Source organism: Delftia sp. PX-1, from assembly GCF_055797465.1.
This window is the reverse complement of record NZ_CP184763.1, coordinates 2,434,208-2,458,922: the sequence shown is the minus strand read 5'-3', so window position 1 is coordinate 2,458,922 and position 24,715 is coordinate 2,434,208. Positions and strand designations below refer to the sequence as shown.

Below are 24,715 nucleotides of genomic sequence, written 5' to 3'. Positions count from 1 at the left end.
ATGCAAGCTACACACAAGATCAAGGCGCTTCTGGATCAGCTTAACACGGTGGTTGTAGGGAAGCCGGCTCAAGTCCGCGACAGCGTGGCCTGCCTGCTGGCCGGGGGACACCTGCTGCTGGAAGACGTTCCCGGCGTGGGCAAGACCACGCTGGCCCATGCGCTGGCGCACAGCTTCGGGCTGCAGTTCTCGCGCGTGCAGTTCACGGCCGACCTCATGCCCAGCGACCTCACCGGCGTGTCCATCTATGAGCGCAGCAGCGAGTCCTTCGTCTTCCATCCAGGTCCCGTTTTCGCCCAGGTACTGCTGGCCGACGAGATCAACCGCGCCAGCCCCAAGACACAGAGCGCCCTGCTCGAAGCCATGGAAGAGCGCCAGGTCTCGTCCGAAGGCCGCACGCACCGCCTGCCCGAGCCCTTCTTCGTGATCGCCACGCAGAACCCGCAGGAACAGCTGGGCACCTTCCCGCTGCCCGAAAGCCAGCTGGACCGCTTTCTGATGCGCATCAGCCTGGGCTATCCCGACCGCGCGGCCGAGCGCTCCCTGCTGTCCGGCAATGGCCGGCGCGCCCAGGCCGATGCACTGCTCCCGCTGCTGGCCACGGACGAGCTGCAGCAGTTGCAGGCCGCCGTGCTGCAGGTCCATGCCAGCGATGCCTTGCTCGACTATGTGCAGGACCTGCTGGAGGCGACGCGCTCGGGCCAGTGGTTCGTGCAGGGCCTGTCGCCTCGCGCGGGCATTGCGCTGCTGCGCGCGGCCAGGGCGGTGGCCCTGATGGAGGGGCGTGACTACGTGGCGCCCGACGATGTGCAGGCCATCCTGCCGCAGACGGCCGCCCACCGCCTGGTGCCCATAGGCTCCAGCGGCCGGGGTGCCGTGGAGCAGGTGCGCGCCATGCTGGACGCCGTGGCGCTGCGCTGATGCCGGCCGCTCCCGCGTCCTCGCCCGGCGCCGCCCAGCCGGGGGCACCGCTGCGCCAGCGCTGGTCTCCTGCGCGGCGCGTGCGCCAGTGGTGGCATGCCCGCCTGCCGCGCACCGACAGCCTCAGGCTGACCCAGCGCAATGTCTACATCATGCCCTCGCGCGCAGGCTGGGCCCTGGCGCTGACGCTGTGCGTGCTGCTGGTGGCGGCCATCAACTACCAGCTCAACCTGGGCTACCTGCTGACCTTTTTGCTGGCCGGAAGCGCGGCTGCGGGCATGGTGGTCGGCCACGGCAACCTGCGCGGCCTGGCAATGCACCTGGTGCCGCCGGCCGGCAGCTTTGCCGGCCGGCCCTGCCGCTTCGACGTGGTGCTGCACAACAGCCGCCGCAGCACGCGCTGGGGCATAGGCCTGGCCGTGCAGGGCGATGTCCCGGCCACCGACTGGACCTGGATCGATGTACCGGCACAGGGCAGCACCACGGCACAGTTGGCCTTCACGCCGCTGCGCCGGGGACGGCAGCCGCTGCCCACGATCACAGCGGCCACCCGCTATCCGCTGGGCACCTTCCGCGTCTGGGCGCTGTGGCGCGCACAGACGCAGGCCTGGATCTACCCGGCGCCCGAGCACAATCCGCCACCCCTGCCACCGGCCAGCGCCGATGCCGGCGGCCGCAGCGCGGCTGCCACGCGGCACGGCGACGAGTTCGACGGTGTGCGGGCCTACCGTCGCGGCGATCCGCTCAAGCTGGTGGTCTGGAAAAAGGCTGCACAGGCCTTTGCCACGGGCAGCAACCAGCTGGTGAGCCGCGACCGCCCGCTGTCCCAGCAGCACCGCCTGTGGCTGGATGCCAAGGCCACCGGCCTGGCCGACCCCGAGGCCCGCCTCAGCCGCCTGACCGCCTGGGTGCTGGCCGCGCGCCAGCAGGACCTGACCTGGGGCCTGCGCCTGCCCGACGGCCGCGAGATCGCCCCCGACCAGGGCCCGGCCCATGCCACGCTCTGCCTGGAAGCCCTGGCGGCCTGCCCATGAATCGCACGTCCATGCCCTCCTCCTTCCAAGCCATTGCGCAGCCTGCGGCCACTTGGCGCCAGCGCCTGGCCGCCCTGCCCCGCGATGCGCGAGACACCCTGTTCCTGCTGGCCGTGGTGGCCTGGGTGCTGATGCCCCAGGCCGCCCACACGCCCTGGTGGACCATGGTCTTCGTGGCCGGCCTGCTGCTGTGGCGCGCCCTGCTGGCCTGGCGCGGCCAGCCCCTGCCCGGCCGCTGGCTGCTGGGCGGACTGCTGCTGCTGGCCCTGGGCGCCACCTGGGTCTCGCACGGCACCTTTGTCGGGCGCGATGCGGGCGTGACGCTGATCGTGCTGCTGCTGGCGCTCAAGACACTGGAGCTGCGCGCCCGGCGCGACGCCATGGTGGTGTTCTTCCTGGGCTTCTTCGCGCTGCTGGCCAACTTCTTCTACTCGCAGTCCCTGCTGCTGGCCCTGGCCATGGTGCTGGGCCTGCTGGGCCTGCTCACGGCCCTGGTCAATGCCCACATGACCGCCGGCCGGCCGCCGCTGACCCAGGCGCTGCGCACGGCAGCCCTGCTGGCGCTGTGGGGCACGCCGGTGATGGTGGCGCTGTTCCTGTTCTTTCCGCGCATGGCCCCGCTGTGGGGCGTGCCGGGCAACGACCTGGCCGGCCGCAGCGGCCTGTCGGAGAACATGCGCGTGGGCTCCATGGCCTCGCTGGTGCTGGACGAAAACGTGGCCCTGCGCCTGCGTTTCGATACGCCCGATGGTGCTCCTCCGCCTGCCAACACCCTGTATTTCCGGGGACCCGTTCTGTCTCGCTTTGACGGACAGGAATGGCAGATGGACACGGAGGCCGTTCTGGAGGACGCGCAGTTGCGCGTCTCCGGCGAGGGCGTGAGCTACCAGATGACCATAGAGCCCAGCCGCCGCCCCTGGCTACCCCTGCTGGACGCCGCGGCCAGGACTCCCGAGCTCCCCCCAGGCATGGGCACCGCCCGCATGACACCCCAGCTGCAATGGCTGACCTGGCGCCCCATCACCGACGTGGTGCGCATCAGCGCCCAAAGCCATGTGCAGTTCAGCTACGGCCCGCTCAAGCCCACGCGCGGCCTGCGCCGCTACACCCAGCTGCCCGAAGGCAGCAACCCGCGCACGCTGGAGCTGGCCCGGCAGATGCGTGCCGACCCGCAACTGGCCGATGCCGCGCCCCGCGCCTGGGTGCAGGCCGCGCTGGCGCGCCTGCGCAAGGGCGGCTACACCTACACGCTGGCGCCCGGCGTGGTGGACAGCGTGCACACGGCCGATGACTTCTGGTTCGACAGCAAAGAGGGATTCTGCGAGCACATCGCCTCGGCCTTCGCCGTGCTGATGCGCGGCATGGGCGTGCCTGCCCGCATCGTCACCGGCTACCAGGGTGGCGAGCGCAACCCGGTCGACGGCTACTGGACCGTGCGCAACGCCGACGCCCATGCCTGGACCGAGGTGTGGCTGGAGGATGAGGGCTGGGTGCGCATCGACCCCACTGGCGCCGTGGCCCCGTCGCGCGTGGGCGAGTTCCAGCGCCTGCGCGCACCGCAGGGCGCCATCGCCGGAGCCATGGGCAACTTCGTGAGCGTGGGCATGCTGCAGCAGATGCGCGCCGTGTGGGAGGCCGTCAACAACGGCTGGAACCAGTGGGTGCTCAACTACACGCAAAGCCGCCAGCTGGACCTGCTCAAGAACCTGGGCGTGCAATCGCCCTCGTGGGTGGACATGCTGCGCCTGCTGGGCGCGCTGGCCGGCGTGGCTGCGCTGGCGTGGCTGGCCTGGATGGCCCGCGCCCAGCGCACCAGCCGCGACGAATGGCTGCGCCTCATGGACAGGACCCGCGCCCGGCTGCGGCGCATCGGCCTGGACGCCGACGCCAGCCTGCCCCCACGTGCGCTGGCAGCCCAGGTCATGGACCGCTGGGGCCGGGACGATGCCAAGGCGGCCCAGGCCCTTCACGACTGGCTCCTGGGCATGGAGCGCCAGCGCTACGCACGGCCATCCCCATCCCCATCCTCATCCGCACCCGACACCCCCGGCCTGCCCGCCCTGCGACGCCAATGGCGGGCGCTGGACTGGCCACGCAATCCGCAGCCACGGCCACAAGCCGCCGCTGCCGGTCCCACGACAAGCACACCATGACCAAGCAACGACTGATCCCCTGCGCCCTGCTGCTGCTCGCGGCCGCGGCCGTGCCCTGCGGCGCGCTGGCCGGCAAGCCGGCAGCCAGCCCTGCCGCCCAAGCCACGGCCAAAACCTCCGCTAAAACCACGACCAAGTCCACGGCCAAACCTTCCACGAAAAAGCGCACGGCCGCTGGTGCCGCCGCCACGGCCGCTGGCGGCGCCGCCGTGGCCAGGACCGTGCAGGGCAGCACGCCCTACGGCGAACGGCCTGAAGCCATGCAGATGGCCGCCGACATTGCGATGCGCCACGACCTGCCGGTGGACTGGGTGCGCGAGACCATCGCCCAGGCCCGCTTTCTGCCCCAGGTGCCGCGCCTGATGACGCCGGCCGTCCAGGGCACGGCAAAGAACTGGGGCGTCTACCGCAGCCGCTTTGTCGAGCCCGTGCGCATACGTGCCGGGACACGCTTTTGGCAGGCCAATGCCGCTGCGCTGGCGCGTGCCGAAAAGCAGTACGGCGTGCCGGCCGAAATCATCGTCGGCATCATCGGCGTGGAGACCATCTACGGCCAGCAGATGGGCAATTTCCGCGTGATCGACGCCCTGGCCACGCTGAGCTTCGACTTCCCCGCAGCCCACCCCCGCGCGCAGGCACGCACCGAGTACTTCCGTGGCGAGCTGGAGCAGTTCCTGCGCTTCACCCACCGTGCGGGCACGGACCCGTTCTCGCTGCGCGGCAGCTACGCAGGCGCCATGGGCATGGGCCAGTTCATGCCCAGCAGCTGGGTGAAGTGGGCCGTGGACTTTGACGGCGACGACCGCATCGACCTGTTCGGCAGCGCGGCCGATGCCATCGGGTCGGTGGCCAACTACTTTGTCGCGCATGGCTGGAAAAGCGGCATGCCCACCCACTACCCGGTGATCATGCAGGCCCAGGGCGCCGACCTGGCCGCCCTGCTGGCGCCCGACATCCTTCCCCAGTTCACGGCCGACGAGATGGCCGCACGCGGCGTGCAGTTGCCTGGCGACGGCGCCGCGCACCCGGGGCCGCTGGCCCTGGTCAAGCTGGAAAACGGCGCGCAGGGCCAGCCGCTGTACATCGCGGGCACGGAGAACTTCTATGCCATCACGCGCTACAACTGGTCCAGCTACTACGCGCTGTCCGTGATCGAGCTGGGCCAGGAAGTCGCGGCAGCCATGGGCCGCTGATCCAGGCCATCCAAACCGTCGAGGCGGTCAGGGCCGGCGCATGCGGCACATCGCGGGCTGCTCGGCACGCGCGGCCTCGATCTCTCGCACCACGCGGAAGCCGTAGCCCGAGCCTTCCACATCGAAGGGCACGCCTGGCGCCCCCTGCCTGTCCATGACGCCGACCACCAGCGCCTGCTGGAACTGGTGGTCGACCGCGCGCATGCGGCCCCTGCGTCCGGCCAGGGTCACGTCCGCGCTTTCCAGCGCCTGCGCCACGGCCACCGTGTCGGTGCTGCCCGCACGCGCCATGGACTGGGCCAGGGCCTCGATCATCAGCTGCATGCGCATGTGCACATAGTCATCGGCAGGCCTGGGAAAGCGCTCGCGGAATGACTTGTAGAAGGCCTGGCTGTCGGGGCCCGGCACGTTGGGCAGCCAGTCGGCCACGGCCAGCACCTTGCCCACGCCGGCCTCGCCCAGGGCAGCGGGCGCGCCCAGCGCATTGCCGTAGAAGGTGTAGAAGCGGCCGTCAAAACCCGCCTCCCGCGCGGCCTTGACCAGCAGCATCAGATCGTTGCCCCAGTTGCCCGTGACCACGGCCTGGGCGCCGCTGGCCTTGATCTTGGCCGCATAAGGCGCAAAGTCCTTGACGCGCCCCACGGGATGCAGCTCGTCGCCCACGATGGCCACATCGGGCCGCTGCGCGGCCAGCTGGCGCCTTGCCTCGCGCAGCACGGCCTGGCCAAAGCTGTAGTCCTGCCCGATCAGGTAGGCGCTGCGCACGGACCCGTCCTCGCGCAGCACCTGCATCAGCGCGGCCATGCGCATGTCGGCATGGGCGTCGAAGCGAAAGTGCCAGAAGCTGCAGCGCTCGTTGGTGAGCGCGGGATCGACGGCCGAGTAGTTCAGGTACAGCACGCGCCGGGCCGGATCGCGCTCGTTGTGCTTGGCAATGGCGTCGACCAGCACGGCGGCCACGGCCGATGAATTGCCCTGCATGACCACGCGCGCGCCGCCGTCGATGGCTGCGCGCAGCGCAGACAGCGCCTCCTCGTTCTGGCCCTTGCTGTCATGGCGTTCGATGGCCAGGGGCCGGGCGCCGCCCTGCGCGGCCGGCAGCAGCACACCGCCGCGCGCGTTCACGCGCTCGGCGGCCCACAGCAGGTTGCGGAACACGGCCTCGCCCGTGTTGGCAAAGGGGCCGGACAGGCTTTCGATCAGCGCCAGCCGTATCGGCTCGCCGCGCGGCGGCGACACGGGCCGGTCGTGTCCGCTTGACGCCCGGGCCAGCAGCGCGGGCGCCGCAAATAGCGCCATGGCGCCGCTTTTCAAGACCTTGCGGCGCAATTTATTCATGGCTTTTTCCTCTTGAAATGCGTTCAACACCGCTTAACTAGGCTCCATGCGGCGACAACTTCGATGAAGCCGCGCAGTTTATAGGAGCCAACCCACCATGATCTTCACGCCTGTTCTCCGCCGCAACGCCTTCGCTCCCCAAGCCGCCGATCTGGCCCTGCAGCGCTTCTTGCAAGGCACCCTGGGCAACGCGGCCCCTTCGCTCTCGTCGGTGCAGGTTCAGCGCGATGAAAAGGCCACGACCTTGCAGCTGGATGTGCCCGGCCTGTCCCGCGAGCAGCTGCAGCTGAGCATCGAAGGCGCCGTGGTACGTCTGTCCAGCGTCGAGGGCGCGCCCCGCCAGGTGCAGCGTGCCTGGGAGCTGGACCATGAAATCGACACGGCCGCCAGCAGCGCCAAGCTGGAAAACGGCGTGCTCACGCTGTCCCTGGCCCGCCTGGAACCCCAGAGCAAGGCCACCATGCTGAGCATCCAGTAAGTCCGGTCACGGTCAGCGCGTTTGTGCACCCGGGCTGTCAACCATCCTTTCTTCCATCCTCTTGGCAAGGTGACAGCCCGTTTCCAGAGCCCGGCCCGCGCCGGGCTTTTTTTGCGCCCGCCGTGCAGGCCGGGCACGCGGCCCCGGACCATCAGGCCAGCGAATCGAGCGGCCAGCTCGGCTTGACGTCGAACGCGTAGTGCCTGTTCGCCATTTCGCGGCCTGCCTGCAGGCGCATGGCGGCGGCCATGGCGATCATGGCGCCGTTGTCGGTGCACAGGTGCAGCTCGGGGTAGTGCACGCGCAGCTTGCGCTTGGCACAGGCCGCATCCAGCTGGGCGCGCAGCAGACGGTTGGCGCCCACGCCGCCGGCCACGACCACGCGCTTCATGCCGGTCTGCTGCAGCGCGGCCAGGGTCTTCTTGACCAGCACCTCGACGATGGCCGCCTGCGTGCTGGCGGCCAGGTCGGCCTTGCGCGTCTCCAGGTCATCGCCTAGCTTCTTCGCCTGGGTCAGCACGGCCGTCTTCAGGCCGGCGAAGGAGAAGTCCAGGTCGCCCGAATGCAGCAGCGGCCGGGGCAGCTTGAAGGCCTGGGCATCGCCGCCTTCGGCCAGGCGCGAGAGCACGGGACCGCCCGGATAGGGCAGGCCCATGAGCTTGGCCGATTTGTCGAAGGCCTCGCCGGCCGCGTCATCGATGGTCTCGCCCAGGATGGCGTAGCTGCCCACGCCGTCCACGCGCATCAGCTGCGTGTGGCCGCCCGAGACCAGCAGGGCCACGAAGGGGAATTCGGGGGGATCGGCGCTCAGGAAGGGCGACAGCAGATGGCCTTCCAGGTGGTGCACGCCCAGCACGGGCTTGTTCAATGCCGCAGCCATGGCGCAGGCCACGCCCGCGCCCACCAACAGCGCGCCGGCCAGGCCGGGGCCGCGCGTGAAGGCGATCACATCGACCTGGTCCAGCGAGCGGCCGGACTCGCCCAGCACGTTTTCGGTCAGCGGCAGCACGCGGCGGATGTGGTCGCGGCTGGCCAGCTCGGGCACCACGCCGCCGTAGGCGCGGTGCATGTCGATCTGGCTGTGCAGCGCATGGGACAGCAGCCTGGGCACGCCCGTGCCATCGGGGGCCTCGACCAGGGCCACGCCGGTTTCATCGCAGGAGGATTCGATCCCCAGAATCAGCAAACTCATGGGACTGAAGTGTAGAACCTGCGGGCGCGGCGCACGGCCGCCCGCGTCAATGGCCCCTGGCCGGCGGGCAGTTGCGGGGCCGGCGGGCCGCTACAGGTTGTCCAGGTATGACGAGCGCGAGAACTGCACGGGCTCGATGCCGTCGGAGGTCCAGATTTCGCTGGCGATCAGCGCCTGGGCGTTCATGGGGCGAGCGAAGTAAAAGCCCTGCAGCTCGTCGCAGCCCAGCGTCTGAAGCACTTCGCGCTGCTGCTGGTCGGTCACGCCTTCGGCCACCACGCGCAGCTCCAGCGCATGGGCCAGGCGCACGATGGCATCGACCACGGCCCGCGCGTCGCTCTTGATGGCCACGTCCCGCACGAAGCTGCGGTCGATCTTGACCTCGTCGGCGCCCAGCTGGCGCAGCAGGGCCAGGCTGGAGTAGCCGGTGCCGAAGTCGTCGATGGAAATCTGCACGCCCATGCCCGTCAACTCGGCAATCACGGCCATGGTGGTCTTGTCGTCCTCCATGGCCACGGACTCGGTGATCTCGAAGACCAGCTGCTCGGGCCGAATGCGGTGCCGCTCGATCGCTTCGCCGATGTACTGGGCCAGCCGCGTCTGAAAGAGCTGATAGCCCGAAATATTGATGGAGACGCGCATGAAGCGCCGCTGGCGCGTCCACTGGGCAGTCTGGCGGCAGGCCTCGTCGATGACCCAGTCGCCGATCTCGCTGATCAGGCCGAAGCGCTCGGCCAGCGGAATGAACACGCGGGGGCTGATGAGGCCGAATCGGGGATGGTTCCATCGAACCAGCGCCTCCACGCTGCGGATGCGGCCCGTGCGGGCATCGATCTTGGGCTGGTAGAACAGCACCAGCTGCTGGCTTGCCACGGCGCGGCGCAGGGCTTGCTGCAGGTCGAACTGCACGGCCACATCCTTGCGCATGCTTTCCTTGAAGATGGCGCAGGAATTCCCGCCGGCGCGCTTGGCCGTGTACATGGCGAGGTCGGCCGCCGCCATGAGCTTTTCCTTCTGGCCATGATCGGGATAGATGGCCACGCCGACGGAGCTGCCGATGGAGATGGACTTTCCCGGCAGATCGAAGGGCTGACCCAAAACCTTCTGCACCCGGCCGGCCATGGCCACGGCATCGTCCTCCGATGCCAGGCAGCCCAGCAGCAGCACGAACTCATCGCCCCCCACGCGCGCCAGCGTGTCCGACTTGCGCGTCATACGGTTCAGGCGCACGGCCACCTGGCACAGCAGCGCGTCACCTGCGGCATGGCCCTCCACGTCGTTGATGGGCTTGAATCCGTCCAGATCGATGTACAGCAGGCCCACGCGCACCGGCCCGCCGGGCCCTGGCTGCTCCACCGAGCTGTCGGCGCGCGCAATCGCCCGGCCAAGCCGGTACTCGAGCAGCGCCCGGTTGGCCGTGCCGGTCAGCGGGTCCCTGAAGGCGATGCGCTTGAGCTTCACATTGGCGCGCAGCAGCTTTTCATTGGTCTGCTGCAGCGATTGCGTCAGGCGCTGAGCCTTCTCGCGCAGGCGCACATGGACCACCAGCGAAACCAGCAGGAATATCAGAACGGGAATGGCGCCCCACAGGCCGAAAGCGCTCCACCCCGCGGCCCAGCTTCCCTGGCCATCGGATGGCGCCGATGCGGCCAGGAGCTCGCCCCCCGCCAGTGCCCGGCACTGCGCCAGGCCCAGCAGCAGCGCAGCCAGGGACGGGCCACGCCGGCGCACAGCAGTCCGCCCCAACACCGCCTGGGTCATGAACCGCCAGCGCACGGGGGACATCCGATCTTCTCGTGATATTGCAAGCTCATGCTGATTCAGCCTCGCTGCCGCATTGCGCAGCCCGATCTTGTGGATGGCTATGCCATGGTTGTCGTGTGTGCCGGAAAGCCGGGCTTTTTCCTGCAGGGCGCCCGGCAAATATTCGACACATTCGCGCGTCCAAATTTGTATCGACGATTTCAAAACGTTAGAAAAATTCTATCAAACCCTGCGCCTTGCTTCTACTTCTCCTTTTGCGCCACGGCAGGCCCGGCATGGGAATTGCATCAACGCAGGCAGACAGGACCAGTCCCCCATGAAAACCGCTCTCAACTTTCTTGTGGCCGCGCGCCAGTGCGAAATCGGCGAGCTGGAGCAACTGCAGCGCACCAGCGCACTGGTGGATCTGCTCAGCCGCCTCATCCATGCGCTGCAAAAGGAGCGCGGCCTGTCCAACGTCTTTCTGGCCAGCGCGGGCGCGCATGGCGGCGAGGCACGGCTGGCGCAGATGGCCGAGTGCGACCGGATTGCCGCGGCGGCGCTTGACGGCTTCGACCGGCTGGACATGCAGCCCGGCCAAACAGACTCCACGGGACACCCCGGCCATGGCGCGCGGCTGTTCAGCCGCATCGCCCATGTGCTGCAGTGCCTGGACGCCCTGCCTGCGCTGCGCGAGCGCGTCGCCAGCCACGACCTGTCGCCGGAGGCGGCCACCGCCATCTACATCGAGCTGGTGGCAGGCCTGCTGGCCGTGGTGTTCGAGGCGGCCGACAGCGCCCCCGAGCCCGGTATCTCGCGCCTGCTGGTGGCCTTGTTCAACTTCATGCAGGGCAAGGAATTCGCGGGCCAGGAGCGTGCCACGGGCGTGGCCGCCTTTGGTGCGGGCGTCAGCGATGCGCCGCGCCAGCAGCACTGGCTGCACCTGATCGCCTCGCAGGAGCGCTGCTTTCAGGTCTTTGCGGAGTTTGCGCCGCCCCATTCCCTGGCCCTGTGGCAAGAAAGCAGCGCGGCCGATGCCACGCTGGCCGTGATCGAACGCCTGCGCCGCGTGGGCTGCACGGCCGCGCCGGGCACTCCCCTGGCGCCGGAGATGGCCGAGCCCTGGTTCGACAGCTGCTCGCGGCGCATGGATGCGCTGCACACCGTCGAGGCCCGCCTGACGGCCGAGCTGCAGCAGCAGTGCCAGCGCTGCATTGTCGATGCGCGCGCCGCCCTGCAGACGCTGCTGCAGGCGCCGCAGGCAATGGAGATCACGCCCGTCTCCGCCACGCTGGCGCTGGGCGGGCTGCAGCCCCCGGCCGCGCGTCTGGGCCCGCAGCTGGACCGATCCGTGATGGACCTGGTGCAGGACCAGTCCCAGCGGCTGCAGGCCATGCAGGCCGAGCTGGAGACCGTGCGCGCCACGCTGACGGAACGCAAGCTGCTGGAGCGCGCCAAGGGCCTGTTGATGACACGGCGCCAGCTCAGCGAAGGCGAGGCCCACAAGCTGCTGCGCCAGACCGCCATGAACCAGAACCGCCGCCTGGCCGAAGTGGCGCAGGCCGTGCTTTCCATGGCCGATCTGCTGCCGCCCGCCCCATGAACCCGGGCCGCTGCGCGCCATGTTGCAGCGCAGCACCGACTTGGTGCAGTGCTGCGGCAAGTCGCGCACCAGAAGGTGGCCCGGCGCGGACAGCAAGGCCGGTGGAGTGCATGGTCCCCCTTGAACGCCGCCTGGCACGGTTTCTGCATTGAATCTGGCAAATCCCGGCCAAAGGCGGCCGGGAACCCGGTCTTGATTCAGGACCCCAGGACAACGGCGTCACTCTCCCCGCGCAGCGCGGCCGGAGAGGACGCCGTTTTGCTTGGGATATGCCGGTTTGCAAGTGTTCCATTCCCGACGATCGAAGGAGTTCCGCCATGGCGTCCACGCCCCAGCCCACCACAGGCCCTCTCACCTCCGGCCCGGCACTGCCCCGGCGCGATTTTCTGCGCCAGGCCAGCACGCTGGCAGGCGGCGCGGCGCTCTACACCCAGCTGGGCCACCACGGCGCCTGGGCGGCCGGCTCGGATGCGCCCGAGAAAAAGGAAGTGCGCATCGGCTTCATTCCGCTGACCGATTGCGCCAGCGTGGTCATGGCCTCGGTGCTGGGGATCGACCAGAAGTACGGTGTCAGGATCATTCCTTCCAAGGAAGCGAGCTGGGCCAGCGTGCGCGACAAGCTGGCCAATGGCGAACTGGACTTTGCCCATGTGCTGTACGGCCTGGTCTACGGCATGCACCTGGGCGTGGGCGGCGCCCGGAAGGACATGGCCGTGCTGATGACGCTCAACCACAACGGCCAGGCCATCACGCTGTCCAAGAAGCTGGCCGACAAGGGCGCCGTCAACGGCGCAGGCCTGGCCAAGCTGATGGCCAGCGAAAAGCGCGAATACACCTTTGCCCAGACCTTTCCCACGGGCACGCATGCCATGTGGCTGTACTACTGGCTGGCGGCCAACGGCATCCACCCGCTCAAGGATGCCAAGGTCATCACCGTGCCGCCGCCGCAGATGGTGGCCAACATGCGCGTGGGCAACATGGACGGCTTTTGCGTGGGCGAGCCCTGGAACCACCGCGCCATCATGGACGGTATCGGCGTCACGGCCACCACCTCCCAGGCCATCTGGCAGGACCATCCCGAGAAGGTGCTGGGCACCACGGCCGAATTTGCCCGCCAGAACCCCAACACGGCACGCGCCGTGACGGCCGCCATCATCGAGGCCGGCCGCTGGATCGACGAGAGCCTGGCCAACAAGACCCGCATGGCCGACACCATTGCCGGCAAGGCCTATGTGAACACCGGCGTGGACGCCATCAACCAGCGCATCCTGGGCCGCTACCAGGACGGCATGGGCAAGACCTGGGACGACCCCCACCACATGAAGTTCTATGGCGACGGCAGCGTGGGCTATCCCTATCTGTCCGACGGCATGTGGTTCCTCACCCAGCACAAGCGCTGGGGCCTGCTCAAGGACCACCCCGACTACCTGGGCGTGGCCCGCTCCATCAACCGCCTGGACATCTACCAGCAGGCCGCCACCGCCGCCAAGGCCCCGCTGCCCAAGGGCGAGATGCGCAGCAGCAAGCTGATGGACGGCACGGTCTGGGACGGCAAGGACCCGCGCAAGTACGCGGACAGCTTCGCCATCAAGGCCTGAGAGATCCCCTTTGAAGACCCATCCCACCGAGGAACACACCATGGTCAGCGCCGTCTTCCACTTCCCGGCAGAGTCCTCCACCGCCGCCGCCCCGCCTGCGCCGGTTTCCCCCACCGCTGCATCCCCGGTCCCGGCCATGCAGGCTGCACCGGCAACGCCCAGGACTCCCGCCCCTGCGCGCGACTGGGCGGCGCTGTCGCGCGCCTTCTGGCTGGCCGTGCTGCCGCCGCTGTGCGGCCTCGGCCTGCTCGTGGGCGTGTGGTCCCTGGTGGCCGCGGGCTCCGGCCAGAGCATTCCGGGGCCCCTGGCGACCTGGCAGCAGGCGGTGGAGATTTTCAGCGACCCGTTCTACCGCAACGGCCCCAATGACCAGGGCGTGGGCTGGAACGTGCTCGCTTCGCTGCAGCGCGTGGCCGTGGGCTTCGGCCTGGCGGCGCTGGTCGGCATTCCGGCCGGCTTCGTGATCGGGCGCTTCAACTTCCTGTCGCGCATGTTCAACCCGCTGATCAGCCTGCTGCGCCCGGTGTCGCCGCTGGCCTGGCTGCCCATAGGCCTGCTGGTCTTCAAGGGCGCCAACCCGGCGGCCATCTGGACCATCTTCATCTGCTCGATCTGGCCCATGCTCATCAACACCGCCGTGGGCGTGCAGCGCGTGCCGCAGGACTACATGAACGTGGCGCGCGTGCTCAACCTCAGCGAGTGGAAGATCGCCACCACCATCCTGTTCCCGGCCGTGCTGCCCTACATGCTGACCGGCGTGCGCCTGGCCGTGGGCACGGCCTGGCTGGTCATCGTCGCGGCCGAGATGCTCACCGGCGGCGTGGGCATCGGCTTCTGGGTCTGGGACGAGTGGAACAACCTCAACGTCAAGAACATCATCATCGCGATCTTCGTGATCGGCATCGTGGGCCTGCTGCTGGAGATGGCCCTGGTCAAGCTGGCAACGGCATTTACGTTCGAAGAGGTGAAGGCATGAATGCATCGTCCAAGTTCATCGAGATCCAGGGCGTGGAGCAGAGCTTCAAGACCGCCAAGGGCCTGTTTCCGGCGCTGCGCAATATCGACCTGACCATTGCGCGAGGCGAGTTCGTCTCGCTGATCGGCCACTCGGGCTGCGGCAAGTCCACCCTGCTGAACCTGATCGCGGGCCTGACCACGCCCACCACGGGCGTGCTGCTGTGCGCCAACAAGGAGATCAAGGGCCCCGGGCCCGAGCGCGCCGTGGTCTTCCAGAACCACTCGCTGCTGCCCTGGCTGACCTGCGAGGGCAACATCCACCTGGCCGTGGAGCGCGTCTATGGCCGCACGGAAAGCCGCGCCCAGCTCAAGGCCCGCACCCTGGCCGCGCTGGAACTGGTGGGCCTGGCCCATGCCGCGCACAAGCGGCCCGGCGAGATATCGGGCGGCATGAAGCAGCGCGTGGGCATTGCGCGCGCGCTGTCGATGGAGCCGCAGGTGCTGCTGATGGACGAGCCCTTCGGCGCGCTCGATGCGCTCACGCGCGCCAAGCTGCAGGACGAGCTGCTGGAGATCGTGGCGCGCACGCAAAGCACCGTGGTCATGGTCACGCACGATGTGGACGAGGCCGTGCTGCTGTCCGACAAGATCGTGATGATGACCAACGGCCCGGCCGCCACCATCGGCGAGGTGCTGCAGGTCGGCCTGGCCCGCCCGCGCAACCGCGTGGCGCTGGCCGAGGACGACCTCTACCGCCAGTGCCGCAAGGCCGTGATCGATTTCCTCTACACCCGCCAGGGGCATGTGGAAAAGGCGGCCTGAACCTTCGCAGGTCCTGCCGCCTTCGAGACCCTGCCCATGGCGGGCAGGCCGAGCCCCGGCTCAGTGCCGGCCCGAGATGTAGTGCTCCAGCTGCTCGATGATGAACTTCTGCTCGGAGATGATGTCCTTGACCAGGTCTCCGATGGAGATCAGGCCCAGCAGCTTGCCGCCTTCGTCCACCACGGGCAGGTGGCGCAGCCGGTTCTCGGTCATCACCGCCATGCACTCCTGCGTGGTCTGGGTGGGGCCGACGAACAGCACGTCGCGCGTCATCACGTCGCGCACCAGGGTGGCGCCGGAGGTGCGCCCCAGCAGCGCGATCTTGCGCGCGTAGTCGCGCTCGGTGACGATGCCGGCGATCTCGCTGCCCTCCATCACGAGCAGGGCGCCAATGCCCTTGTCGGCCATGAGCCGCAGCGCATCGAGCACGGAATCGGTAGGCGCGATGCTGTACACCGCGCTGGTGGCCTTGGACTTGAGAATGTCTGCAACTGCTGTCATGGGTGCCTTTCAGTCGTTCGCCAATTCGGTTCTAGTGTCATCCGAACTGCGCCCAAAAAGCAACAGGGCCAGCGCGTGTATGCACACGCACCGGCCCTGCCCGATTCAGTGAATGCGGCCCTTCAGCGGCGGCCGCCCAGCAGGCTGCCACCAATCTTCATCAGATCGCTGAGACCTACCTGGCCGTCGCCATCCTGATCGAGCAGGCTGCCCAGCAAACCACCACCCAGGCCGCCCTGCTGCTGCGCCTGCGCATGCTCGCGGCCCAGCACCTGGCCCAGGCCGCCGGCATCCATGCCGCCTGCGCTCACGCGCTGTGCAAGAAAGGACATGACGATGGGGGCCAGCAGTTGCAGCAGCTGGGCCGCGCCGCCGCTGCCCAGGCCCGTGGCCTGGCCCAGGCCGTCCTGCGCGCGCTGCTGGTTGCCGCCCAGGATATGGCCCAGGATGGCTGCGCCGTCGAGCCCGCCGCCCGCATTGCCGCCTGCGCCTGCGCCGCCGCCCAGCAGCGAGCCCAGCAGGCCTCCCAGATCCAGCCCGCCGGCGCCACCGCTGGCCGCGCCGTGGTCGCGCTGCAGCGCGCCGAAGAGATTGGCCGCGCCCTGCGGATCGGCCGCATTGCGGCCCAGCGAGCCCAGCAGCACGGGAAGGGCCGCGCCCACGGCACTTTCGGTCTGAGCGGGGCTGGCGCCGATCTGGTCTGCCATCTGCTGCATGGGCGCGCCCTGCAGTTGGGCCATCAGTTCGGCGGCCAGGGAAGAGCTGGAGTTCATGGTCGTTCCTTCATCCGGTCGCCCGGTCAACACAAAGTCACATGGTAGCGCCGGCCGGTGCAGCGGGCATGACGGCTCAGCGCCCCAAGTGTCAACGATGTTTTCCAGCGCCCGGATCGCGCTCAGCCCGTGGTCAGCGCCGGCTGCGGCTGGGTGCGCGGCGGCCGCAGTGGCGGCAGCGGCGCCTGCGCCTTCATGGACCGGCGCAGCGCCACTGCGTCGGCCACGGCCGCCGGTGCCCGGGCCGTGGCGTCCAGCCGGAAGACCTGCACGGTCTCCGACACGGTCTGCGCCTGGGCCTGCAAGGCCATGGCCGATGCCGCGTTCTGCTCCACCAGCGCCGCGTTCTGCTGCGTGATGTTGTCCAGATGCGCCACGGCCGCGTTGACCTGCGAGATGCCGCTGAGCTGCTCGTTGGAGGCGCTGTGGATTTCGCCGATCAGCAGGTTCACGCGCCGCACCAGGTCCAGCGATTCGGTCATGGTTTTCTGCGCGACCTCGGTGCGCTGATTGCCATCCAGCACCTTGGCGGCGGAGTCGTCTATGAGTTCGCGGATCTCCTTGGCCGCTGCCTGCGTGCGCTGCGAGAGGCTGCGCACTTCGGCCGCCACCACCGCAAATCCCCGGCCCTGGTCGCCCGCGCGCGCGGCCTCCACGGCGGCGTTCAGCGCCAGGATGTTGGTCTGGAAGGCGATGGAGTCGATGAGCTGCGTGATCTCGCCGATGCGCCCCGACGCGGCCTGGATCTGCTTCATGGTGGCCGCCACGCCGTCGACGGCGCCGCTGCTGCGCTCGGCCACCTCGCTGGCCTGGGTGGCCAGGTCCGTGGCCTGGCGCGCCGACTCGGCCGTGTGCTTGACCGTGCCCGTGATCTCCTCCATCGAGGCCGCCGTCTGCTGCAGGTTGCCGGCCTGGGTTTCCGTGCGCGCGGACAGGTCCTGGTTGCCCTGCGCGATTTCCCGCGTGGAGATCTGCATCTTGTCGCTTTCCTCGCGCGCATCGCGCACGATGGACAGCAGGTTCACATTGAGCTGGCTCAGCGCCTTCTGCAGATCGCCCACCACGTCCTTGCGCGTGATGCGTATGGTCTGCGTCAGGTCGCCGGCCGCCAGGCGGTTGGCCTGCAGCACCATCTGCGCCAGCGGCGCCACGGTCAGCCGGTACGCCCAGGCCCCGGCCAGCCCCGTGAAGATGCAGACCGCCAGCCAGGCCAGCGCGGACCATGCATCCAGCGTGTGCCCTCCCGCCATCGCCGCGCCAAAGGCCGCCGCCACCACCAGAAAGAAGATCAGCACCAGCTTGCCTGCCAGGCCCAGGCTCAGCGCGCTGGCAAGGCGTCCGCGCAGGTTGTTGCGCACCAGATGGCCGGCGCGCAGCACGTGGACCTTGCGCCCTGCGTCCTTTTCGGCGCGCATGGTGGCGTAGAGGCGCTCGGCCGCATCCGTCTGCTCGCGCGTGGCCTCGGTGCGCACCGACATGTAGCCCGAGGGCCGGTCGCCTTCCATCAGCGGCGTGACATTGGCCATGACCCAGTAGAAGTCGCCGTTCTTGCGCCGGTTCTTCACGGGCGCCGACCAGGGCAGGCCGGCCGAGATGGTGGCCCACATGTCGCGGAAGGCTTCCTCGGGCATGTCGGGGTGGCGGATCATGTTGTGGGGCTGGCCCAGCAGTTCTTCGCGCTCGTAGCCGCTGACCTCGATGAACATCGGGTTGCAGTAGAGGATGCGCCCCTTCAGGTCCGTGGTGGACACCAGGGTCTGGCCCTTGGGAAATGCGTATTCACGCGTGCTGACTGGCAGATTCACTCTCATAGGCGTGGTCCCTTGAAGAAGAAAAATCCTTCACGTCATTGCGGCCCTGGCTTACTGCAGGACCCGGTGGCTTGTTGTACTCCGATTCGTCGCATTTGAAACAAATCGCCACAAAACCTCCATTCGATTCAGACATCTGATTGCGCGCTCTCGATAGCGGGCGCACCGCCTTGAGGCATGCGGCGCACCACCATGGCTCGGCCGCCGGGCGGCAGCCCCGAGGACAGCGCCCGCGCAGGGCTGCGCGCCCTGGCATGCCGCTTGCTTCATCCCGTGCGTGGCCATTGCAGGCCATGGGGGCAAGGCGCAACGAGGTGCCGCTGCCCCAGGGACAAAGGCGTCAACCCGCGCGCAGGCAGCAGCCGCGCAGTGGGATGACGCCTTTTTGCTTTTCGAACCGATGCGGGGGCGCAATGAAGAAATCCAGGCTGGTGATGGTGGGCAACGGCATGGCCGGCGTGCGCACGCTGGAAGAGCTGCTCAGGATCGCGCCCGACCTCTACGAGATCACCGTGTTCGGCGCCGAGCCGCACCCCAACTACAACCGCATCATGCTGTCGCCGGTGCTGGCGGGCGAGCAGCAGCTGGACGAAATCATCCTCAACGACTGGTCCTGGTATGCCCGGCACGGCATCACCTTGCATGCAGGCTGTCGCGTGCATGCGGTGGACCGGGCGCGCCGCGTGGTGCATGCCGTGGACGCCACCGGCCAGCCCGTGAGCGCCGGGTACGACCGCCTGATCCTGGCCACGGGATCGCGCCCCTTCATGCTGCCCGTGCCCGGGCGCGAGCTGGAAGGCGTGCTCGGCTACCGCGACATTGCCGACACCCAGGCCATGATCGCGGCGGCCGCCAGCCACCGCCAGGCGGTGGTCATCGGCGGCGGACTGCTGGGCCTGGAGGCCGCCAACGGCCTCATGAAGCGCGGCATGGAGGTCACCGTGGTGCATGCGGGCGAGCGCCTGCTGGACCGCCAGCTCGACGAGACCGCCGCCGCCTTGCTGCAGGCCTCGCTGGCCGAGCGCGGCATGCGCTTTCTGATGCAGGCCCAGACCCGCGCGCTGACGGGCGACGGCCGGGGCCGCGTGGCCTGCGTGCACCTGCAGGACGGGCGCGATGCGCCGGCCTCGCTCGTGGTCATGGCCGTGGGCATCCGACCCGAGACCGCGCTGGCCGAGCAGATGCACCTGCATGTGCAGCGCGGCATCGTGGTCAGCGACACGCTGCAGACCGTGACCGACCCGCGCATCTATGCCGTGGGCGAATGCGCGGCGCACCGGGGCGTGGCCTACGGGCTGGTGGCGCCGCTGTTCGAGCAGGGCAAGGTGCTGGCCAACCACCTGGCCGAAATCGGCATCGGCCGCTATCCGGGCTCGCAGACCTCGGCCAAGCTCAAGGTCACGGGCATTCATCTGTTCAGCGCAGGCGACTTTCGCGGTGACGACGGCACGGAGGAAATCGTGCTCAGCGACCCCGGCGCGGGCGTGTACCGCAAGCTGGTGCTGCGCGGCGACAGGCTGGTCGGCGCCTGCCTGTATGGCGACACCGAGGACGGTGGCTGGTACTTCCGCCTGTTGCGCGATGGCGTGGCAGTGCAGGAACTGCGCGACCGCCTCATGTTCGGCGAAAGTCAAGCCAGCCAGGCCGACCCGGCCAGCGGCCCATGACGGCGCCCGCCCCCGTGCCCTGCCCTTCCCTCATCCACCCCAGGCCCACCATGCAAGAAACCCGATCCACCTGCCCCTACTGCGGCACAGGCTGCGGCGTCATCATCGAAAGCGATGGTGCGCGCATCACGGGCGTGCGTGGCGATCCGGCGCACCCCGCCAACCACGGCCGCCTGTGCACCAAGGGCAGCACGCTGCATCTGACGGCCTCGCCCGCCCTGGCGCGGCAGACCCGGCTGCTGCAGCCCGCCCTGCGCACCACGCGCGGGGCGGCGCCCCGGGACATCAGCTGGGATGCCGCGCTGGACCTGGCAGCCGGCAGGCTGGCCTCCATCGCGCAGGAGCACGGCCCCGACGCCGTGGGCCTGTATGTGAGCGGCCAGTTGCTGACCGAGGACTACTACGTCTTCAACAAGCTGGCCAAGGGCCTGATCGGCACCAACAACATCGACACCAACTCGCGCCTGTGCATGAGCAGCGCCGTGGCGGGCTACAAGGCCACGCTGGGCGCCGACGCGCCGCCGGCCTGCTACGAGGACGTGGACCATGCGGACTGCCTGTTCATCGTGGGCAGCAACGCGGCATGGGCCCATCCCGTGCTCACGCGGCGCATAGAGCAGGCGCGTGCTGCGCGGCCGCAGATGAAGATCATCGTGGCCGACCCACGCCGCACCGACACGGCCGGCATGGCCGACCTCTTCCTGCCGCTGCGCCCCGGCAGCGACACCCTGCTGTTCCACGGCATGCTGCACATCATGGAGCTGGAAGACTGGCTGGACCGGGCCTACATCGCGCGCCACACCAGCGGCTTTGCCGACCTGCAGGCCCTGGTGCGGGAGGCCACGCCCGAGCGCGTGAGCGAGGTCTGCGGCCTGCCCCGCCACGACCTTTTCCAGGCCGCGCAGTGGTTCGCGCTGGGAGGAGATGCGCGGGACGGCGCCGCCCGTGGCGCAACGCTCAGTCTGTACTGCCAGGGCCTGAACCAGAGCAGCAACGGCACGGCCAAGAACGCCGCGCTGATCGGCCTGCACCTGGCCACGGGCCAGATCGGGCGCGCAGGCGCAGGGCCGTTCTCGCTCACGGGCCAGCCCAATGCCATGGGCGGGCGCGAGGTGGGCGGGCTGGCCAATCTGCTGTCGGCCCACCGCGACCTGGCCAACCCCGCCCACCGCGCCGAAGTGGCCGCACTGTGGGGCGTGGACGTCGTGCCATCACGGCCCGGCAAGACCGCCGTGGAGATGTTCGAGGCCGCCGCCGAGGGCGAGATCCGCGCGCTGTGGATAGCCTGCACCAACCCCGCGCAAAGCATGCCCGACCAGGCCTTGGTGCGGCGCGCACTGCAGCGGGCCGAATTCGTCATCGTGCAGGAGGCCTTCGCCACCACCGCCACCTGCGCCTACGCCGACCTGCTGCTGCCCGCCACCACCTGGGGCGAGAAGATCGGCACGGTGACCAACAGCGAAAGGCGCATCTCGCGCGTGCGCCCCGCCGTGGCCGCGCCGGGCGCCGCGCGCCATGACTGGCACATCGCCGTGGACTGCGCGCGGCGCATGGAAACGCGGCTGCGCCCGGGCCGGCCCAGCCTCTTCCCCTACGACACCGAGGACGCCGCCGCAGGCGCCGAAGCCATCTGGAACGAGCACCGCGAAAGCACGCGCGGGCGTGACCTGGACATCACCGGCCTGTCCTGGGATCTGCTGGAAGCGCAAGGCCCCCAGCAATGGCCGCTGCCCGAAGGCGCAGCCCTGGGCCGCGCACGGCTCTACGAAGACGGCCGCTTTCCCACGCCCGATGGCCGCGCCCGCTTTGCCCTGCTGCCCTGGCAGCCGCTGGCCGAGTCGCCCGATGCGAGCTACCCCTTCAGCCTGACCACGGGCCGGCTGCGCGACCAGTGGCACGGCATGAGCCGCACGGGCCAGCTGGGACGACTGTTCGGCCAGGCTGCCGAGCCCAGTGTGCAGATGCATCCGCAGGACATGGCCGAGCGCGGCCTGCGCGCGGGCGACCTGGTGCAGGTGAGCAGCCGCCGCGGTGCCCTGCTGGTGCCGGTGCAGCCCGATGCCACGCTCGCGCCCTCCCAGCTCTTCATGGCCATGCACTGGGGCGGCGAGTACCTGGGCGGCACGGCCACGGGGGGCCTCAACGCACTGACCACGCCGGCCTTCTGCCCCGCATCCAAGCAGCCTGAACTCAAGCACACGGCCGTCAAGCTGCAAAAGGCCGCTCTGCCCTGGACCCTGCTGGCCATGGCCTGGCTGCCCGAGGACCGCGTGCTGGCCGTGCGCGAGCAGCTGTCTGCCCTCATGCCGCGCTTCGGTTTCGCCAGCTGCGTGCCTTTCGGCAATGCCGTGCCGCTGCAGGACGCCGCCCGCGCCCGCCACGGCGTGCTGCTGCGCGCCGCCGCGCATGAGGCGCCCGACGACGCCCTCATCGCGCAGATCGAGTCCCTGCTGGGCCTGGATGCCGCCGACACCCTGCGCTACAGCGACCGCCGCCGCCAGCACAGCCGTGCGCTGCGGCTGGACCGCACCAGCCTGTCCACCACGGTCGAAGCCTTGCTGCTGGCCGGAGACACGCGCGCCGGCAGCTGGCTGGGCACCCTGCTGAAGGACCAGTTGCCGGCCCAGGACTATGGGCGCCTGCTGCTCATGTCCTCGGCCTCGGCACCGCTGCCCCTGGCGCAGCGCACGCGCCAGGTCTGCGCGTGCTTCGACGTGGACGAGGCCGCCATCGAAGGCGTGCTTGCGCGCTGCGAGGGCAGCGACGATGCCCGCCTGGCCGCTTTGCAAGGCCAATTGCGCTGCGGCACCAACTGCGGCTCCTGCCTGCCTGAACTCAAGCGCCTGGTGCGCCACATCCCCGTTGCGCCCAGCCCGCAGGCGGCATGAAAGAGGCCATGGAACGACAGGTTTGCATATATAGCGAAAAGTAATGAAACCTGCGGGAAAATATGCGCCCACAGGATTCCACCCACGATCACCACGCCATGGGCATCAGCCAATACATCAAGGAAATAGGCCGCGGCGCACGCGGAGCCAAGGCGCTGGAGCGCGCGCAGGCCGCCGACCTGTTCGGCCAGGTGCTGGACGGCGGCGTCAGCGACCTGGAGATCGGGGCCTTCTGCATCGCCATGCGCATCAAGGGCGAGACGGTCGAGGAGATGAGCGGCTTCCTGGATGCCGTGCATGCGCGCGCCGCGCGCTTTCCCGCCTCGGCCCATGGCCGCCCCGTGATCGTGCTGCCCAGCTACAACGGCGCGCGCCGCCTGCCCGTGCTCACGCCCCTGCTGGCCCTGCTGCTGGCGCGCGAAGGCCTGCCCGTGCTGCTGCACGGCATGCGCACCGAGGCGCGGCGCATCCTGGCCAGCGATGTGCTGCAGGCGCTGGGCATTGCGCCGCTGCAGGCACCCCAGGCACTCGATGGCGGCCAGGTGGCCCATCTGCATACCGAACACCTGCATCCGGCGCTGGCCCGGCTGCTGTCCGTGCGCGAGGTCATCGGCCTGCGCAATCCGGGCCACAGCGTGGTCAAGCTGCTGGCGCCCTGCGACGGCCCGTCCTTGCTGGTGACGGCCTACACCCATCCCGAGTACCTGCCCATGCTGCACGGCACCTTCGGGACGCTGGGCATGAATGTGCTGCTCTCGCGCGGGCTGGAAGGCGAGGTCGCGGCCGACCCGCGCCGGCTGCCGCGCTACGACGGATTCGTCGCAGGCGCCCACCAGCTGCTGGCCGAGCAGCAAAGCGGCACGGCCTCCGAAATCCCGGGCCTGCCCGCCGAGATCGACGTGGACACCACGGCGCGCTACACCGAGGACGTGCTTGCGGGCCGCCTGCCCGTGCCGCCGGCGCTCACGCGCCAGGTGGAACACATCGTCCACCTTGCCGATCAGATTCGCTGAACACCCCAGAAAAACGGAGCCCCGCCATGACGACCCCGTCCCCCACCCCCGCAAACACCGCCCGGCGCGGCAGCTGCACCCTGGTCGGCGCCGGCCCCGGCGACCCGGAGCTGCTGACCATCAAGGCCCTCAAGGCCATACAGACGGCCACCATGCTGCTGGTCGATGACCTGGTCAGCGATGCCATCGTGGCCCATGCCTCGCCCACGGCGCGCATCGTCTACGTGGGCAAGCGCGGCGGCTGCAAGAGCACGCCCCAGGCCTTCATCGAAAAGCTCATGCTGTCCGCCGTGCAGGATGGCGAGACGGTGGTGCGCCTCAAGGGCGGCGACCCCTTCATCTTCGGGCGCGGCGGCGAAGAGGTGGAGCATCTGCGCGAGGCCGGCATCGAGGTCCAGGTCGTCAACGGCATCACGGCCGGCCTGGCCGGGCTCACCAGCCTGGGCGCGCCGCTCACGCACCGCGACCGGGCGCACGGCGTGGTCTTCATCACCGGCCACGCCAAGCCCGGCGACAGCGGCACGGACTGGCGCCAGCTGGCCGCCACCGCGCGCGATGCCCGGCTCACCCTGGTGATCTACATGGGCGTGAGCAGCGTGGAACACATCCGCGCCGAGCTGCTGCACGGCCTGCCCGCCGCCACGCCCGTGGCCGTGATCCAGCACGCCAGCCTGCCGCAGCAGCGCCATGCACTGGCCACGCTGGACACGCTCGTGCAATGCATTGCCGACACCGGACTGGGCAGCCCCAGCGTCATCGTCGTTGGAGATGTGGTCCATGGCATTCGGGCAATGGCCGAACCCCAGGAGCAGCCCAACCCTGCGGTTGCTGCCGCCTGAGTGCCGAGCTGCAACAAAGAAAAAATCTATCGATAGATAAAATCATTAGTTTTCATTAAAAATCCCCTGTTGGTTGCCGAAAACAGCGTCTAGACCGTTTTCGCAGGCCGTCAGCTGCGCCGGACGGCGGCAGCGCCACCGGGGGATTCAATGAAAACATCAAGCCGTACTCTCACTTCCACAGCGACGCA

Annotated in this window: 19 protein-coding genes; 13 read left to right on the top strand and 6 right to left on the bottom strand. The window is 69.2% G+C overall.

Annotated features, from left to right (window positions below; all coding sequences use genetic code 11):
* The 4 genes from ACN20X_RS11285 to mltB are packed head-to-tail and all read left to right on the top strand — an operon-like array spanning position 1 to position 5,301.
* The gene (locus ACN20X_RS11285) at positions 1–921 is read left to right on the top strand and encodes an AAA family ATPase (RefSeq protein WP_016449706.1); all 921 of its coding nucleotides are present in this window, start codon (positions 1–3) and stop codon (positions 919–921) included.
* Complete coding sequence (locus tag ACN20X_RS11280) at positions 921–1,955, top strand: DUF58 domain-containing protein (protein WP_473210614.1); 1,035 nt, start codon at positions 921–923, stop codon at positions 1,953–1,955. The genes ACN20X_RS11285 and ACN20X_RS11280 overlap by 1 nt, the downstream gene beginning before the upstream one ends.
* Positions 1,952–4,108: a transglutaminase TgpA family protein gene (locus ACN20X_RS11275; RefSeq protein ID WP_473210613.1), complete on the top strand. Its 2,157-nt coding sequence runs from the start codon at positions 1,952–1,954 to the stop codon at positions 4,106–4,108. Before ACN20X_RS11280 ends, ACN20X_RS11275 begins: the two co-directional genes overlap by 4 nt.
* Complete coding sequence (mltB, locus tag ACN20X_RS11270; protein WP_473210612.1) at positions 4,105–5,301, top strand: lytic murein transglycosylase B; 1,197 nt, start codon at positions 4,105–4,107, stop codon at positions 5,299–5,301. Before ACN20X_RS11275 ends, mltB begins: the two co-directional genes overlap by 4 nt.
* A gap of 27 nt (positions 5,302–5,328) precedes the next feature.
* Here mltB and ACN20X_RS11265 read toward each other — a convergent pair whose 3' ends face one another.
* A complete protein-coding gene (locus ACN20X_RS11265) occupies positions 5,329–6,639 on the bottom strand; it encodes a branched-chain amino acid ABC transporter substrate-binding protein (RefSeq protein ID WP_473210611.1) in 1,311 nt (436 codons plus the stop codon).
* A gap of 97 nt (positions 6,640–6,736) precedes the next feature.
* Here ACN20X_RS11265 and ACN20X_RS11260 point away from each other — a divergent pair, with 97 nt between their 5' ends.
* On the top strand, positions 6,737–7,117 hold the full coding sequence (locus ACN20X_RS11260) for an Hsp20/alpha crystallin family protein (protein WP_016449711.1): 381 nt from the start codon (positions 6,737–6,739) through the stop codon (positions 7,115–7,117).
* Between the two features lie 151 nt (positions 7,118–7,268).
* Here ACN20X_RS11260 and tsaD read toward each other — a convergent pair whose 3' ends face one another.
* Together tsaD and ACN20X_RS11250 are read right to left on the bottom strand one after the other, a co-directional pair.
* The gene (gene tsaD / locus ACN20X_RS11255) at positions 7,269–8,309 is read right to left on the bottom strand and encodes a tRNA (adenosine(37)-N6)-threonylcarbamoyltransferase complex transferase subunit TsaD (protein WP_473210610.1); all 1,041 of its coding nucleotides are present in this window, start codon (positions 8,307–8,309) and stop codon (positions 7,269–7,271) included.
* Positions 8,310–8,399: 90 nt separating this feature from the next.
* Positions 8,400–10,094 carry a putative bifunctional diguanylate cyclase/phosphodiesterase gene (locus ACN20X_RS11250; RefSeq protein WP_016449713.1) on the bottom strand — a complete coding sequence of 565 codons (1,695 nt, stop codon included), beginning with the start codon at positions 10,092–10,094 and terminating at the stop codon, positions 8,400–8,402.
* Between the two features lie 295 nt (positions 10,095–10,389).
* Between ACN20X_RS11250 and ACN20X_RS11245 the strand changes: the two genes are divergently transcribed.
* The 4 genes from ACN20X_RS11245 (at position 10,390) to ACN20X_RS11230 (ending at position 15,032) form a co-directional block, all read left to right on the top strand.
* A complete protein-coding gene (locus tag ACN20X_RS11245) occupies positions 10,390–11,655 on the top strand; it encodes a nitrate regulatory protein (protein ID WP_017407366.1) in 1,266 nt (421 codons plus the stop codon).
* A gap of 317 nt (positions 11,656–11,972) precedes the next feature.
* A complete protein-coding gene (locus ACN20X_RS11240; protein ID WP_461609195.1) occupies positions 11,973–13,253 on the top strand; it encodes a CmpA/NrtA family ABC transporter substrate-binding protein in 1,281 nt (426 codons plus the stop codon).
* A 40-nt stretch (positions 13,254–13,293) separates the two neighbouring features.
* On the top strand, positions 13,294–14,229 hold the full coding sequence (ntrB, locus tag ACN20X_RS11235) for a nitrate ABC transporter permease (protein ID WP_034367678.1): 936 nt from the start codon (positions 13,294–13,296) through the stop codon (positions 14,227–14,229).
* Positions 14,226–15,032 carry an ABC transporter ATP-binding protein gene (locus ACN20X_RS11230; protein ID WP_017407363.1) on the top strand — a complete coding sequence of 269 codons (807 nt, stop codon included), beginning with the start codon at positions 14,226–14,228 and terminating at the stop codon, positions 15,030–15,032. Before ntrB ends, ACN20X_RS11230 begins: the two co-directional genes overlap by 4 nt.
* A 60-nt stretch (positions 15,033–15,092) precedes the next feature.
* Here the strand turns inward: ACN20X_RS11230 and ACN20X_RS11225 are convergent, their stop codons facing one another.
* The 3 genes from ACN20X_RS11225 to ACN20X_RS11215 form a co-directional block, all read right to left on the bottom strand.
* Positions 15,093–15,533, bottom strand: coding sequence for a CBS domain-containing protein (locus tag ACN20X_RS11225; protein ID WP_016449718.1), 441 nt, complete (start codon positions 15,531–15,533; stop codon positions 15,093–15,095).
* Positions 15,534–15,655: 122 nt separating this feature from the next.
* Positions 15,656–16,306 (bottom strand): DUF937 domain-containing protein, encoded by a 651-nt coding sequence (locus tag ACN20X_RS11220; protein WP_016449719.1) that lies wholly within the window; start codon positions 16,304–16,306, stop codon positions 15,656–15,658.
* A 122-nt stretch (positions 16,307–16,428) separates the two neighbouring features.
* Entirely contained in the window at positions 16,429–18,117 is a 1,689-nt protein-coding gene (locus tag ACN20X_RS11215; RefSeq protein WP_016449720.1) for a methyl-accepting chemotaxis protein, read from the bottom strand.
* A gap of 413 nt (positions 18,118–18,530) precedes the next feature.
* Between ACN20X_RS11215 and ACN20X_RS11210 the strand changes: the two genes are divergently transcribed.
* The 4 genes from ACN20X_RS11210 (at position 18,531) to cobA (ending at position 24,524) form a co-directional block, all read left to right on the top strand.
* Positions 18,531–19,784 (top strand): NAD(P)/FAD-dependent oxidoreductase, encoded by a 1,254-nt coding sequence (locus ACN20X_RS11210; RefSeq protein ID WP_212646088.1) that lies wholly within the window; start codon positions 18,531–18,533, stop codon positions 19,782–19,784.
* 50 nt (positions 19,785–19,834) lie between these two features.
* Positions 19,835–22,672 (top strand): nitrate reductase, encoded by a 2,838-nt coding sequence (locus ACN20X_RS11205; RefSeq protein WP_473210609.1) that lies wholly within the window; start codon positions 19,835–19,837, stop codon positions 22,670–22,672.
* Positions 22,673–22,770: 98 nt separating this feature from the next.
* A complete protein-coding gene (ybiB, locus tag ACN20X_RS11200; RefSeq protein ID WP_016453799.1) occupies positions 22,771–23,685 on the top strand; it encodes a DNA-binding protein YbiB in 915 nt (304 codons plus the stop codon).
* 26 nt (positions 23,686–23,711) lie between these two features.
* Positions 23,712–24,524, top strand: coding sequence for a uroporphyrinogen-III C-methyltransferase (gene cobA / locus ACN20X_RS11195; RefSeq protein WP_252652766.1), 813 nt, complete (start codon positions 23,712–23,714; stop codon positions 24,522–24,524).
* The last annotated feature ends 191 nt before the right edge of the window (positions 24,525–24,715 follow it).

What these genes read in the sequence shown, in the direction of transcription:
- cobA (WP_252652766.1), top strand. Translation starts at nt 23,712, where the DNA reads ATGACGACCCCGTCCCCCACCCCCGCAAACACCGCCCGGCGCGGCAGC.
- ACN20X_RS11250 (WP_016449713.1), bottom strand. Translation starts at nt 10,094, where the DNA reads ATGTCCCCCGTGCGCTGGCGGTTCATGACCCAGGCGGTGTTGGGGCGG.
- ACN20X_RS11265 (WP_473210611.1), bottom strand. Translation starts at nt 6,639, where the DNA reads ATGAATAAATTGCGCCGCAAGGTCTTGAAAAGCGGCGCCATGGCGCTA.
- ACN20X_RS11215 (WP_016449720.1), bottom strand. Translation starts at nt 18,117, where the DNA reads ATGAGAGTGAATCTGCCAGTCAGCACGCGTGAATACGCATTTCCCAAG.
- ACN20X_RS11240 (WP_461609195.1), top strand. Translation starts at nt 11,973, where the DNA reads ATGGCGTCCACGCCCCAGCCCACCACAGGCCCTCTCACCTCCGGCCCG.
- ybiB (WP_016453799.1), top strand. Translation starts at nt 22,771, where the DNA reads ATGGGCATCAGCCAATACATCAAGGAAATAGGCCGCGGCGCACGCGGA.
- ACN20X_RS11275 (WP_473210613.1), top strand. Translation starts at nt 1,952, where the DNA reads ATGAATCGCACGTCCATGCCCTCCTCCTTCCAAGCCATTGCGCAGCCT.
- ACN20X_RS11285 (WP_016449706.1), top strand. Translation starts at nt 1, where the DNA reads ATGCAAGCTACACACAAGATCAAGGCGCTTCTGGATCAGCTTAACACG.
- tsaD (WP_473210610.1), bottom strand. Translation starts at nt 8,309, where the DNA reads ATGAGTTTGCTGATTCTGGGGATCGAATCCTCCTGCGATGAAACCGGC.
- ACN20X_RS11245 (WP_017407366.1), top strand. Translation starts at nt 10,390, where the DNA reads ATGAAAACCGCTCTCAACTTTCTTGTGGCCGCGCGCCAGTGCGAAATC.
- ACN20X_RS11225 (WP_016449718.1), bottom strand. Translation starts at nt 15,533, where the DNA reads ATGACAGCAGTTGCAGACATTCTCAAGTCCAAGGCCACCAGCGCGGTG.
- ACN20X_RS11280 (WP_473210614.1), top strand. Translation starts at nt 921, where the DNA reads ATGCCGGCCGCTCCCGCGTCCTCGCCCGGCGCCGCCCAGCCGGGGGCA.
- mltB (WP_473210612.1), top strand. Translation starts at nt 4,105, where the DNA reads ATGACCAAGCAACGACTGATCCCCTGCGCCCTGCTGCTGCTCGCGGCC.
- ACN20X_RS11205 (WP_473210609.1), top strand. Translation starts at nt 19,835, where the DNA reads ATGCAAGAAACCCGATCCACCTGCCCCTACTGCGGCACAGGCTGCGGC.
- ACN20X_RS11260 (WP_016449711.1), top strand. Translation starts at nt 6,737, where the DNA reads ATGATCTTCACGCCTGTTCTCCGCCGCAACGCCTTCGCTCCCCAAGCC.
- ntrB (WP_034367678.1), top strand. Translation starts at nt 13,294, where the DNA reads ATGGTCAGCGCCGTCTTCCACTTCCCGGCAGAGTCCTCCACCGCCGCC.
- ACN20X_RS11230 (WP_017407363.1), top strand. Translation starts at nt 14,226, where the DNA reads ATGAATGCATCGTCCAAGTTCATCGAGATCCAGGGCGTGGAGCAGAGC.
- ACN20X_RS11220 (WP_016449719.1), bottom strand. Translation starts at nt 16,306, where the DNA reads ATGAACTCCAGCTCTTCCCTGGCCGCCGAACTGATGGCCCAACTGCAG.
- ACN20X_RS11210 (WP_212646088.1), top strand. Translation starts at nt 18,531, where the DNA reads ATGAAGAAATCCAGGCTGGTGATGGTGGGCAACGGCATGGCCGGCGTG.